We start from the raw sequence: 12,701 nt of genomic DNA, 5'->3' as shown, positions 1-12,701 counted from the left end.
GGGCGGGGGCCTGGGCGGAGGCGGGGGCGCTCACTGGGACACCACCGCCTTGCCGTCGGCGCCGGTGGCGCCCCGGGTGAACCGGGGGTGGATCAGTCCGACGCAGCTGTACGGCAGGTCGTCGACCTCCTCGACGGGCACCCCTCGCTGTTCGGCGAGCAGCCGGACGTGCGCGAGGTCGGCGCCCGCGCCCCGCTGGGCGAGGATCTTCCAGGGCACCCGGCGCAGCAGCACCCGGGTGGTCTCGCCGACGCCGGGCTTGACCAGGTTCACGTCGTGGATGCCGTACTCCTCGCTGATCCGCTCCACGGCCGCCCAGCCCTCCCAGGTGGGGGTGCGGTCGGCGGAGAGGAGCTCCTTGACCTCGGAGTCGACGGCGTCGGCCACCTCGTCGAAGCGGGCGGTGACGGTGTCGAGGAAGGCGTTGGACACGTCGGCGCCGGCGAGCTCGCGGTAGAACTTGGCGCCGTGGAAGTCGTGCGGGCCGACCAGGTCGGCGCGCAGCACGGTGCGCGAGATCAGGCCGGAGACGGTGGAGTTGAGGCAGGCGGAGGGGATGAGGAAGTCCTCGCGGGTGCCGTAGGTGCGCACGCAGGAGCCGGGGTCGGCGAGCACCGCGATCTCCGGTACGAAGCCGTCGAACTCCCCCAGGGCCTGGGCGAGTTCGCGGGTGATGGCGCCCTTGCCGGTCCAGCCGTCGACGAAGACGACGTCGGCCGGGTCGTGGTGCTCGGCGAGCCAGCGCAGCGCGTTGGCGTCGATGCCGCGGCCGCGGACGATGGAGACGGCGTAGTGCGGGAGGTCCACGCCGTGCCGGTGGCGCGCCCAGCGGCGCATCAGGACGCCGACGGGGGTGCCGGCGCGAGCGAGCGAGACGAGGACGGGGCGCGGGCCCCGCTCGGCCAGGACGGTCTCGGTGACGGTGCCGACGGCGCGGGCGATCCGGGCGGCGGAGGCGTCGAGGGCGGAGGCGTACAGCCGCTGGTAGTGCTCGCTCGGCTGGTACTCGACGGGCAGCGACTCCGCGTAGTGCGCGCCGCCGCTCTGGATGGCCTCCTCGCGCTCCTCGGTCGGAGCCTCGAGCTCCACGTCCGAGAGGTCCTGGAGCAGCCAGCCGACCTCTTCCGGCGCGTAGGAGGAGAAGGCGGGGCCGCGGAGGGGCTCGGGCAGCATGGAGCTCCTTTCGGGAGCTTCGGGAGCTTCGGGGGTGGTGGCCGGGGCCTGGGCGGTGGCCGGGGTCTGGGCCGGGGCCGGGGCCGGCAGCGTGGCCGGCGTCGGGTTGCGCGGGACGTACGAGGGGACGACCGCGAGCACGACGTGCGGGATGTGCGCGGCGAGCCGGTCGAGGAGTCCGCCGGGCGCGTGCAGGGCCGGGGTGTCGGCGACGGAGTCGACGACGGCGACGACCGCGTCGAAGCCGCCGCCCGCGACGTTGTAGGCGTAGCGCTCGCCGGGGCCGTCGGCGGGCTCGTCGTGCGCGGGGAAGACCAGCCGGGTGCGTATCGCGTAGCCGGGGTCGTCGACGGCGAGGACGGGCGAGCGGGTGGTGGTCGAGTAGCGGACGTCGGTGCCGGCCCGCTCCAGGGCGAGCGCGAGCCGCAGCGGCGCGTACATCAGCTCCTCGAAGCCGAGGACCAGGACGCGCCGGGCGTCGCCGAGGGCCGCGGACAGGCGCGCGGCCATGCCCGGCAGGGCCGCGTCCAGCGCCGCCGCGTGAGCGGGGGTGAAGCCGTGCCGCCCGCCGTCGGGCAGGCCCTCGGGCCAGCCGAGGTCGACCCGTACGGGCGTGGGCGCGGGACCCGTACGGGGCCCCCCGGGCTGCTGGGGGACGGACCCGGACGCGGCCCCGGACCAGGACGCGGCGCCCGCCCCCGCCCCTGACCCGGACCCGGACGCGGCCCCCGCCCCCGCCCCGGACCCGGAACCAGACCCGGACCCGGACCCCGCGCCGGCGACGGCCGCCGTCTCGTGAGCCGTGACCAGGGCCTGGCCCTTCTCCAGGACGCCGTCGGGCAGGCGTACGGTGCCGGTGGCGCCGGCCACCAGGTCGATGCGGGCGCCGATCTCGTGGCCGAAGGACTCCAGGCGGCCCAGGTCGGCCGCGGAGCGCATGTCGACGAGGGCGACGATCACGTACCGCTCGCGCGGGTGGCGCGCGTGGAGGTCGCGGATGGTGTTGAGGACCGTGTTGCCGGTGGAGAACTCGTCGTCGACCAGGACGAGCGGGCCGGGTGTGGCGAGGAGCCGCGGGTCCTCGGGCAGCAGCAGGTGGGAGGTGGCGTGGGAGTGGGACTCCTCGAAGCCGCCGGCGGCGGCGACGCCCGCGACGGGGCGCCGGGTGGAGTGCAGGTACGGCGCGGAGCCGAGGCCGTCGGCGACGGAGTGGCCGAGGCCGGTGGCGGTCTCGGCGTAGCCGAGGACCAGGCTGCGGGCGGCCTCCTCGGGGCCGAGCAGCTCGCGGACCCGCCGGCCGAGGGCGTGGCCGTGGCCGTGGACGACGCCGGGGCGCTGCGGCACGTGCTTGCCCAGCACGTTGGAGACCAGCAGGTGGGCCCGCTTGGGGTTGCGGCGCAGCGCCAGGCCCAGCAGGTCGGGCAGCTGATCGTCGCCCTTCAGTTCGACGCCCAGTCGCTCGGCGACCCAGGTTCCGCTCCACACCACGTCGTTGTCGTCCCTTCGTCGGCGGTCGGTCCGGCCGCCGGTCAGCCGGCCAGTCCGGCGGTGAGCAGCTCCACGAAGCCGACGTCCTCGCGGGCCACGCCGAAGACCTCGGCGCGCCGCAGGGTCCGCTCGGCCCACGCGCGGTGGGGCTTCACCTCGTTCATCTTGTTCGTGTACGCGGAGCGGAGCACCCCGCCACCGCCGCGTTCCGGCCGCAGGATGTCCTGGGCGTCGCTGAACTCCTCGTGGGTGACCACGGAGAGGGCGTGCACCGGCACCACGTGGGTGGGGTGGATGCAGGTCTTGCCGAGCAGGCCGTTGGCGCGGTCGAGTTCGATCTCGCGCAGCAGTCCGTCGAGGTCGTGCTGGATGAGCGCGGTGCGCAGGTCCTCGGCGCGGCCCTCCAGGAAGGGGCTGCGGCGCAGCTGTGGCTTGAACATGCGCTCGCCGGGGCGGAAGTACTCCCAGACGGGGCCGGTGATGGTGAAGCCGGTGCCGTCGCAGCGGCCGAGGACGTTGACGACGTCGCCGATGACGGCGGCGACGATCTGCACGTCGTAGGCGGTCATGTCGGGCGAGCGGCGCAGCCCGTAGGGGGAGCAGAAGTCGGTGACGCCGAGGCGGAGGGCGAGGATCCGCTCGCGGTACTTGTCGGTGAGGGCGGCGATGCCGGCCAGGGTCTCGGCGCGGGTCTCCAGGCGGAGCAGTTCGGGGGACTCCAGGACGGGCATGGCGAAGAGGCGGCGGCCGCAGGCGCGCTCGGCTGCGTCGAGGGCTTCGAGGAAGGGGCGGCCGCTGGTCTCGGTGAACTTGGGCAGTACGAATCCGGACAGCAGCCGGACCGTTTCGCCGAGCCGGGAGACCAGGTCGGTGATCTGCTGGGGCTCGCGGACCCGGATGAAGAGCAGGGGCAGTCCGGCGGCGCCCTCGGCGGCTCCGTCGGTGTCCCCGGCGCCCTCGGCTCCCGCAGCCCCCTCGGCGAGCCCGGCGAGCTCGGCGAACTGGCGCACGAGGTTGGCCTCGCCGGCCTCGACCTCGGCGTCGTCGATCGAATCCTCCAGGCAGAGCACCATGGAGACGACGCCGCGGGCGGCCTGCTTGCGCACGTCGGCGGCGAGCCGGGGGCGGGTGGCGGGGCTGTAGAGGGTGGCGCCGAGCGCGGTGGCGAGCGTGGGCGCGGCGGAGTCCGCGGTGAAGGCGGCGGGCTCCCGGTGGAACAGCGCGGCCCGCGCGGCGGCCGGGATGTGCCCGAAATGACGCATTGTTCTCCCCCGACTGCCTGGACGGCCCTGACGACATGTGGCCGGTAATAGTACGTAGGCAAGGGTGTCCATAGTTCCCCACGTGCGTGAAGTTCAGGTAACTCGTCCGCTTCCGGCCCCCCGCGTTGTCCTGGGGGCGGGCGTGCAGGGAAGATGACGGGCATGACGCACGCGATGCTGAAGGGCTCCAACGTCCCTCTCGACACCGCGGCCGTACGGGCCGTGCTCCGCTGGACACCGGGTCCAGGGGTGCCCGACGTGGACGCCTCGGCCCTGCTGCTCGGCGCGGACGGGCGTGTGCGTTCGGACGAGGACTTCGTCTTCTACAACCAGCCCCGGCACCCCTCGGGGCTGGTCCGCCGGCTGGCCAAGAAGCGTGGTCCGGAGGGCCTGACGGACACCGTGGAGGCCGATCTGGGCGCCCTGGAGGCCTCGGTCGACCAGGTGGTGATCGCCGCGTCCTCGGACGGCGGTTCCTTCCGGGCCGTGTCCGATCTGCGGATCCTGCTGTACGACGCGGCGCCCGGCGCGGCGGGCGGTGAGCCGCTCGCGGTGTTCGACGTGTCGGCGGAGACCGGCGAGGAGACCGCGATCATCTGCGGCGAGCTGTACCGGCGCGGCGAGGGCTGGAAGTTCCGGGCGGTCGGGCAGGGCTATCCGACCGGTCTGGTCGGCCTCGCGACGGACTTCGGCGTCTCGGTCGACGACGGGGCCGAGGACGGCCCGGCCGGGGGCGGGGCCGCGGAGGCCGGCACGTCGGCCCCGGCGCACGACCCGGACGCGACGATGGTGCACCCGCCGGTCGACACGGGCGCGAGCACCGCGGGCGCCGCGGGCACCGCGACGGCCCCGCCGCCGCCCACCGCGCCCCCGGTCGTGCCGCCGCAGCCCGCCGCTCCCCCGGGGCCCGCGTACGGCTACCCGCAGCCGGTCGGCGCCCCGCTGCCGGCCCCGGCGTACGGCTATCCGCACGCGGCGCCCGAGTTCCGGATGCCGCCGATGGGCCCGCAGTTCGTCGGGCGCTGAGCCGGCGGGCCGGCCGCGGCGCCGGGCCGGCCGCGGCCGTCGCGTCAGGCCGCGTCAGGTCTTGGACTTGTCGCCGCGGCCCCACTGCAGGCCCCAGCCGTACAGCCGGTCCAGCTCGGCCTGGAAGCCGTACACGAAGCGCACCTCGCGCCGCACCACCAGCTCGCCCTTGGTGTTCTCCAGGCTGAAGATCGCGCAGGACCGGGCCTGCGGGGCGTGCTCGTCCAGCTCGATCTCGATGCGCGGGCCGTTGCTCGGGTAGAGCGTGGCCTTGGCGTGCGTGCGGTCGAAGGCCGGCGTCTGGTCGTAGATGTAGACGAAGAACAGCAGGCGCTTGATCTCGTCGCGGTGGTCGAGGTTGACGAAGATCGTCTCACCGGACGGGGCGCCGAACCGGTCGTCGCCGCTGAGCTTCACGTACGGCGGCTCGTTCAGCTCGCCGAAGAAGCCGCCGAGCGGCTGGACCACGCCCTTGCTGCCGTCGGCCAGCTCGTAGAGGCAGCCAAGGTCCAGGTCGACGTTGACCATGCCCTGGGTGTGCGCCTGCACCTCCTCGGGCTTGAAGAGCCGCAGCGGGTGCCGCAGCAGGCTGCTGGAGCCGCGGGGGCGGGCCTCGATGTCGGAGCTGCGCATCCGCCAGGAGAGGTTGACCCGGAGGTTGCCGGTGGCGGCGCCCTGCTGGGTGAGGGAGACGCTGGGGCGGCGGCGGGTCAGGTCGATCGAGCCGGTGGCGGATCCGCCCGCGTCGAACGGGTCCCCCCGGCCCGGAAAGAGATTGTCGAAGAAGCCCACGGCTCCGCACCCCCCACACTCGGTCCACCTCGGTCCACCCGGCCCGTGCGCGCACACGCCGACGGGGCGGCCGGGTGCTCCCGGCCGCCCCGCAGTGAAGCGTTCCTCATTGTCGGGGGTGTCACACCCCGGACGGCACCTCGGTCTTGTCGTCCGAGGAGTCGGCACCGCCGCCGGCGGCCGCGAGGGCCTTGTTGCGGCGCACCGAGGACCAGAAGGACCAGGCGATGAGGGCGACGCCGATGCCGCCGGTGACGATCTCGGGGATCTCGTACTGGATGGTGATCATGAGGACCACGGCCAGGGCGCCGATCGCGTAGTGGGCGCCGTGCTCCAGGTAGACGTAGTCGTCGAGGGTGCCCTGGCGGACCAGGTAGACGGTCAGGGACCGCACGTACATGGCGCCGACGCCGAGGCCGAGGGCCATCAGGACGATGTCGTTGGTGATGGCGAAGGCGCCGATGACGCCGTCGAAGGAGAAGGAGGCGTCGAGGACCTCCAGGTAGAGGAACATGAAGAAGGCGGCCTTGCCGGCGAGCTGCACGGCGGAGACCTTCTTGCCGGTGCGCTTGGCCTCCTCCTCGGCCTCGTGCTCGCGCTCCTCTTCCTCCTCCAGCTTGTTCTCGAAGTAGCCGGAGAGACCGCCGACGACGAGGTACGTGATGAGGCCGGCGATGCCGGAGATGAGCACCGTCTGCGCCTTGTCGACGTGGGCGCCGCCGTGCTGGTGGGCGTGGGTCGCGAAGGTCATCGAGGTGATGAGCAGGACGATCAGCGCGATGCAGACCGACAGCATGTCGACCTTGCCGAGCTTGGCGAGCGGGCGCTCGATCCAGCGCAGCCACTGGATGTCACGGTCCTCGAAGATGAAGTCGAGGAAGATCATCAGCAGGAACATGCCACCGAAGGCGGCGATCGACGGGTGCGCGTCGGTCACCAGTTCCTGATAGCGGTCGGCGTCGTTGAGCGCGAGGTCGACGGCCTCGATCGGACCGATCTTGGCGCTGACCGCGACGATCACGACGGGGAAGACCAGGCGCATGCCGAACACGGCGATGAGCACGCCGATGGTGAGGAAGATCTTCTGCCAGAAGGCATTCATCTTCTTCAGGATTCCGGCGTTGACCACCGCGTTGTCGAACGAGAGCGAGATCTCGAGGATGCAGAGGATGGCGACGACTCCGAAAGCCTCCCACCCCCCGTAGAGCACCGCGGCGACCAGGCCGAGGGCGGTGATCGCGAACGACCAGCCGAAGGTTTTCAGAACCACTGTCTACCCCATCGTGATATTTACGCGGCTTTACGAAACGTTGACCCCGAAGTCTAGAGCGATGCCCCGCAGGCCGGACGCGTACCCCTGTCCGACCGCCCGGAACTTCCATTCGCCGTTGTAGCGGTACAGCTCGCCGAAGATCATCGCGGTCTCGGAGGAGGCGTCCTCGGAGAGGTCGTACCGCGCGAGTTCCTGTCCGTCTGCCTGGTTCACCACCCGGATGAAGGCATTGCTGACCTGGCCGAAGGTCTGGCCGCGATTGTCCGCCTCGTGAATGGAGACCGGAAAGATGATCTTGTCGCAGTGGGCCGGGACCTTGGTGAGGTCGACGATCAGGGACTCGTCGTCGCCCTCGCCCTCGCCCTCGCCGGTCAGGTTGTCACCGGTGTGCTCGACGGAGCCCTCGGGGCTCTTGAGGTTGTTGTAGAAGACGAAGTACTCGTCGCCGAGCACCCGCCCCGACTGGCACAGCAGGGCGCTGGCGTCCAGGTCGAACGGGGCTCCGGTGGTGGAGCGCGCGTCCCAGCCGAGACCCACGAGCACCTGGGTGAGGTTGGGTGCGGCCTTGGAGAGGGAGACATTGCCTCCCTTGGCGAGCGTGACGCCCATGACGGTGGTTCCTCCCCGGTCAGGTGTTTCTCTCCACTGGCTCTACAGGCACGTCCGGCGCCGCACGAGTGTGCGGCGCCGGACGGTGTCGGGTGCGCGGCTCAGACGTTGACGCCGAAGTCCTGCGCGATGCCGCGCAGGCCGGAGGCGTAGCCCTGGCCGACGGCGCGGAACTTCCACTCGGCGCCGTTGCGGTACAGCTCGCCGAAGACCATGGCGGTCTCGGTCGAGGCGTCCTCCGAGAGGTCGTAGCGGGCGATCTCGGCGCCGCCGGCCTGGTTGACGACGCGGATGAACGCGTTGCGCACCTGGCCGAAGGACTGCTGGCGGTTCTCGGCGTCGTAGATGGACACCGGGAAGACGATCTTGGCGACATCGGCCGGGACCGCGGCCAGGTTGACCTTGACCTGCTCGTCGTCGCCCTCGCCCTCACCGGTGAGGTTGTCACCGGTGTGCTCGACGGAGCCGTCCGCGCTCTTCAGGTTGTTGAAGAAGACGAAGTCCTGGTCGTTGCGGACCTTGCCCGCCTCGTTCACCAGGATGGCGCTGGCGTCGAGGTCGAAGTCCGTACCGGTGGTGGTGCGGACGTCCCAGCCCAGACCGACGGTGACGGCGGTCAGGCCAGGGGCCTCCTTGGTCAGCGAGACGTTGCCGCCCTTGCTGAGGCTGACTCCCACGAGTCCCTCCATTGGTTTCCAGGGGCAGCGCCCCCAGTCGTGCGTTGGCATCGGATCAACGTCTGGATCCTAGTGACGGGTTCCCAGTCGAAACAGACGTTTCGCCCGAGTGTTGGCCCGGGAGCCCCCGGGAGGCCGCTTCCGGCCGCCCGCGGGACCGTCAGAGGGCGGCGAGGGCCTTGGCGCACTCGTCGATGTCGCGGGCGTCCGGCAGGGCGTTGACGACGGACCAGCGGACCGTGCCGGTGCGGTCGACGAGGAAGGTGCCGCGCACCGCGCAGCCCTTGGCCTCGTCGAAGACGCCGTAGGCCCGGGAGACCTCGCCGTGCGGCCAGAAGTCGGAGAGCAGCGGGAACTCCAGGTCCTCCTGCTCGCCGAAGACGCGCAGGGTGTGGATGGAGTCGTTGGAGACGGCGAGCAGCTGGACGTCCTCGTTGACGAACTCGTCGGCGCGGTCGCGCAGCGCGCGCAGCTCGCCGGTGCACACGCCGGTGAAGGCGAAGGGGTAGAAGAACAGGACCACGTTGCGGCCCTCGCCGGGCGCGCCGGCGAAGTCGGAGAGCCGCACGGTGCGGCCGTGGTTGTCCTTCAGCTCGAAGTCGGGGGCCTGTGCGCCGATCTCGATCGCCATCCCGTACGCATCCCTTCGCCGGTGGGCCGGCCCTTGGGCCGAAACGGTGAAACCCACCCTAAGGGTGCGGGGTCCGGGGACGCGCGGAGCCCCCGCCGGAAGGGACCGGCGGGGGCTCCGCGCAGCGTTCGGGGGGTGATCAGCGCTTCGGGGTGCCGAGTCGGGTGCCGACCCAGTCCTTGGCGACGCTGATGCTCTTGGTCTGGGAGAGACCAGCGGTCTGCGCGGCATCGTTGATGTCGCTCGGCTCGATGTAGCCGTCGCGGCCCGTCTTCGGGGTCAGCAGCCAGACGTTGCCGCCGTCCTCCAGAAGACCGATCGCGTCCACCAGGGCGTCGGTGAGGTCACCGTCCTCGTCGCGGAACCACAGCAGCACGACGTCGGCGACGTCGTCGTAGTCCTCGTCCACGAGATCCTGGCCGATCAGGGACTCGATGCCTTCACGGAGATCGAAGTCGACGTCGTCGTCGTAGCCGATCTCCTGGACCACCTGTCCGGGCTCGAACCCCAGCCTCGCTGCCGGGTTGGTCCGCTCCTCCGCGTGGTCCGCGGTCGCGCTCACGGCTTGCCTCCTGCTCATGTATCGGAAAATGCCTCGCCACGCGCGGGCGCGCGGCGCTGGCCGTAGTCCACACGTGCCGGGGCGGATCGCGCAAGTACCCGGCCGATGAGACCGCCGAAACGGTGACGTTTGGGGCCGTCTCGCCGCAACTTCCGGCGAACGCCCGTCGCGCTCCGTGACGATTCCCGCACTCTTCGCCCCGCATTGTGTGTCTCTGAGGCTTCAGTCTGCCGAACGTACTGCCGGAACGCATGCGCGGGATGGGCGTAAGGTTGCGATTTGACCGGACCGGGACCGCCACCGGCGGGCCCGGGGCGCCCCGCGAGGGTTACCGCTCGGTAAAGATGACGTTTGCCGTCGGCGGGGTACACGATGAACATCCCGGCCCCTGCGGGCTCTTCCGCCCCCGGGCTCCACCGACCAGCGAAGGAACAGCGTGGCTTCCGCATCCGATCGCAACCCGATCATCATTGGCGGCCTTCCCAGCCAGGTACCGGACTTCGATCCCGAGGAGACCCAGGAGTGGCTGGACTCCCTGGACGCCGCCGTCGACGAGCGGGGCCGGGAGCGGGCCCGCTACCTCATGCTGCGGCTGATCGAGCGGGCCCGTGAGAAGCGGGTCGCCGTGCCGGAGATGCGCAGCACGGACTACGTGAACACCATCGCGACCCGGGACGAACCCTTCTTCCCGGGCAACGAGGAGATCGAGCGCAAGGTCCTCAACGCCACCCGCTGGAACGCGGCCGTGATGGTCTCGCGCGCCCAGCGCCCGGGCATCGGCGTCGGCGGCCACATCGCCACCTTCGCGTCCTCCGCGTCCCTCTACGACGTCGGCTTCAACCACTTCTTCCGCGGCAAGGACGAGGGCGACGGCGGCGACCAGATCTTCTTCCAGGGGCACGCCTCCCCCGGCATCTACGCCCGCGCCTATCTGCTCGACCGGCTGAACGAGACCCAGCTCGACGCCTTCCGCCAGGAGAAGTCGAAGTTCCCGAACGGGCTGTCCTCCTACCCGCACCCGCGGCTGATGCCGGACTTCTGGGAGTTCCCGACCGTGTCGATGGGCCTCGGCCCGCTCGGCGCGATCTACCAGGCCCGGATGAACCGCTACATGGAGGCGCGCGGCATCGCCGACACGTCGAACTCGCACGTGTGGGCCTTCCTCGGCGACGGCGAGATGGACGAGCCGGAGTCGCTGGGCCAGCTGACCCTCGCGGCCCGGGAGAACCTCGACAACCTCACCTTCGTCGTCAACTGCAACCTGCAGCGCCTCGACGGCCCGGTGCGCGGCAACGGCAAGGTGATCCAGGAGCTGGAGTCGGTCTTCCGCGGCGCCGGCTGGAACGTCATCAAGCTGATCTGGGACCGCTCCTGGGACCCGCTGCTCGCCCAGGACCGGGACGGGATCCTGGTCAACAAGATGAACACGACGCCGGACGGGCAGTTCCAGACGTACGCGACGGAGACCGGCGGCTACATCCGCGAGCACTTCTTCGGCGACGACCAGCGGCTGCGGGCCATGGTCCAGGACATGACCGACGACCAGATCCTGCACCTGGGCCGCGGCGGCCACGACCACAAGAAGATCTTCGCGGCCTTCTCGGCGGCCAAGGCCCACAAGGGCCAGCCGACGGTGATCCTCGCCAAGACGGTCAAGGGCTGGACGCTCGGCCCCAACTTCGAGGGCCGCAACGCCACCCACCAGATGAAGAAGCTGACGGTCGACGACCTGAAGCGCTTCCGCGACCGGCTGCACATCCCGATCACGGACAAGCAGCTGGAGGAGGGCCTGCCGCCCTACTACCACCCGGGCCGGGACTCCGAGGAGATCCAGTACATGCACGACCGCCGCAAGGCGCTCGGCGGGTACGTGCCCACCCGCGTGGTCCGCGCCAAGCCGCTGGTGCTGCCCGACGACAAGGCCTACGCGGCGGTGAAGAAGGGCTCCGGCCAGCAGCAGATCGCCACCACGATGGCCTTCGTGCGGCTGCTGAAGGACCTGATGCGGGACAAGGAGATCGGCCGCCGCTTCGTGCTGATCGCGCCGGACGAGTACCGCACCTTCGGCATGGACTCCTTCTTCCCGAGCGCCAAGATCTACAACCCGCTCGGCCAGCAGTACGAGGCGGTGGACCGCGAACTGCTGCTCGCCTACAAGGAGTCGCCGACCGGCCAGATGCTGCACGACGGCATCTCCGAGGCGGGCTGCACCGCCTCGCTGATCGCCGCCGGCTCGGCCTACGCCACGCACGGCGAGCCGCTCATCCCGGTCTACGTCTTCTACTCGATGTTCGGCTTCCAGCGCACCGGCGACCAGTTCTGGCAGATGGCCGACCAGCTGGCCCGCGGCTTCGTGCTCGGCGCCACCGCCGGCCGCACCACGCTGACCGGCGAGGGCCTCCAGCACGCCGACGGCCACTCCCACCTCCTCGCCTCCACCAACCCGGGCTGCGTCGCCTACGACCCGGCCTTCGGCTTCGAGATCGCGCACATCGTCAAGGACGGTCTGCGCCGCATGTACGGCCCCGACTCCGAGGACGTCTTCTACTACCTGACGGTCTACAACGAGCCGATCCAGCACCCGGCCGAGCCCGAGGACGTGGACGTCGAGGGCATCCTCAAGGGCATCCACCTCTACAAGCGCGGCGAGTCCGGCGCGGTCCCGGCGCAGATCATGGCCTCCGGCGTGGGCGTGCCGTGGGCCCTGGAGGCACAGCGGATCCTCGCCGAGGAGTGGAACGTCCGGGCCGACGTCTGGTCCGCCACGTCCTGGAACGAGCTGCGCCGCGAGGCCGTGGCCGTCGAGGAGCACAACCTGCTGCACCCGGACGAGGAGCAGCGGGTGCCGTGGGTGACCCGCAAGCTCCAGCACGCCCAGGGCCCGTTCGTGGCGGTCTCCGACTGGATGCGCTCGGTGCCGGACCAGATCTCCCGCTGGGTGCCGGGCCGCTACACCTCGCTCGGCGCCGACGGCTTCGGCTTCGCGGACACCCGCGGCGCCGCCCGCCGCTACTTCCACATCGACGCCGAGTCCATCGTGCTGGCCGTGCTGACCGAGCTGGCCCGCGACGGCAAGGTGGACCGCTCGGCGCTGAAGCAGGCGGTGGACCGCTACCGCCTCCTCGACGTCTCGGCCGCCGACCCCGGCACCGCGGGCGGCGACGCGTGACGTCGTGAAGCCGGGCAGCCGTGACGTCGTGCGGCATCC

10 protein-coding genes are annotated in these 12,701 nt (G+C 71.3%); 2 read left to right on the top strand and 8 right to left on the bottom strand.

Annotated elements, in window-relative coordinates; genetic code table 11:
• Positions 1–30: 30 nt before the first annotated feature.
• Both ACIGW2_RS29825 and ACIGW2_RS29820 read right to left on the bottom strand, forming a co-directional pair.
• Positions 31–2,661, bottom strand: a complete 2,631-nt coding sequence (locus ACIGW2_RS29825; RefSeq protein ID WP_399847043.1) for a phosphoribosyltransferase — start codon at positions 2,659–2,661, stop codon at positions 31–33.
• Between the two features lie 41 nt (positions 2,662–2,702).
• Positions 2,703–3,923: an HpcH/HpaI aldolase/citrate lyase family protein gene (locus tag ACIGW2_RS29820; RefSeq protein ID WP_399847041.1), complete on the bottom strand. Its 1,221-nt coding sequence runs from the start codon at positions 3,921–3,923 to the stop codon at positions 2,703–2,705.
• A 153-nt stretch (positions 3,924–4,076) separates the two neighbouring features.
• On the opposite strand from ACIGW2_RS29820, the gene ACIGW2_RS29815 reads away from it, so the two are divergent.
• Entirely contained in the window at positions 4,077–4,949 is an 873-nt protein-coding gene (locus ACIGW2_RS29815) for a TerD family protein (protein WP_391654328.1), read from the top strand.
• A gap of 54 nt (positions 4,950–5,003) precedes the next feature.
• Here ACIGW2_RS29815 and ACIGW2_RS29810 read toward each other — a convergent pair whose 3' ends face one another.
• The 6 genes from ACIGW2_RS29810 to ACIGW2_RS29785 form a co-directional block, all read right to left on the bottom strand.
• Positions 5,004–5,741, bottom strand: a complete 738-nt coding sequence (locus ACIGW2_RS29810) for a Tellurium resistance (RefSeq protein WP_361587747.1) — start codon at positions 5,739–5,741, stop codon at positions 5,004–5,006.
• A 121-nt stretch (positions 5,742–5,862) separates the two neighbouring features.
• The gene (locus ACIGW2_RS29805) at positions 5,863–7,011 is read right to left on the bottom strand and encodes a DUF475 domain-containing protein (RefSeq protein WP_361587749.1); all 1,149 of its coding nucleotides are present in this window, start codon (positions 7,009–7,011) and stop codon (positions 5,863–5,865) included.
• A gap of 30 nt (positions 7,012–7,041) precedes the next feature.
• Positions 7,042–7,623 carry a TerD family protein gene (locus ACIGW2_RS29800; protein WP_399847040.1) on the bottom strand — a complete coding sequence of 194 codons (582 nt, stop codon included), beginning with the start codon at positions 7,621–7,623 and terminating at the stop codon, positions 7,042–7,044.
• 101 nt (positions 7,624–7,724) lie between these two features.
• Complete coding sequence (locus tag ACIGW2_RS29795; protein WP_356063160.1) at positions 7,725–8,300, bottom strand: TerD family protein; 576 nt, start codon at positions 8,298–8,300, stop codon at positions 7,725–7,727.
• Between the two features lie 160 nt (positions 8,301–8,460).
• On the bottom strand, positions 8,461–8,931 hold the full coding sequence (locus ACIGW2_RS29790) for a peroxiredoxin (RefSeq protein ID WP_361587752.1): 471 nt from the start codon (positions 8,929–8,931) through the stop codon (positions 8,461–8,463).
• 139 nt (positions 8,932–9,070) lie between these two features.
• Positions 9,071–9,493, bottom strand: coding sequence for a DUF3052 domain-containing protein (locus ACIGW2_RS29785; RefSeq protein ID WP_356063154.1), 423 nt, complete (start codon positions 9,491–9,493; stop codon positions 9,071–9,073).
• A 436-nt stretch (positions 9,494–9,929) separates the two neighbouring features.
• Here ACIGW2_RS29785 and aceE point away from each other — a divergent pair, with 436 nt between their 5' ends.
• A complete protein-coding gene (gene aceE, locus ACIGW2_RS29780) occupies positions 9,930–12,662 on the top strand; it encodes a pyruvate dehydrogenase (acetyl-transferring), homodimeric type (protein ID WP_361587754.1) in 2,733 nt (910 codons plus the stop codon).
• Positions 12,663–12,701: the final 39 nt, after the last annotated feature.

It is taken from the genome of Streptomyces sp. NPDC053541 (assembly GCF_044544705.1).
GTDB lineage: Bacteria > Actinomycetota > Actinomycetes > Streptomycetales > Streptomycetaceae > Streptomyces.
This window is presented reverse-complemented; position numbering and strand designations above follow the sequence as displayed.

Excerpts from the sequence above, each read along its gene's own strand:
- ACIGW2_RS29820 (WP_399847041.1), bottom strand. The coding sequence starts at position 3,923 with ATGCGTCATTTCGGGCACATCCCGGCCGCCGCGCGGGCCGCGCTGTTC.
- ACIGW2_RS29815 (WP_391654328.1), top strand. The coding sequence starts at position 4,077 with ATGACGGGCATGACGCACGCGATGCTGAAGGGCTCCAACGTCCCTCTC.
- ACIGW2_RS29800 (WP_399847040.1), bottom strand. The coding sequence starts at position 7,623 with ATGGGCGTCACGCTCGCCAAGGGAGGCAATGTCTCCCTCTCCAAGGCC.
- ACIGW2_RS29790 (WP_361587752.1), bottom strand. The coding sequence starts at position 8,931 with ATGGCGATCGAGATCGGCGCACAGGCCCCCGACTTCGAGCTGAAGGAC.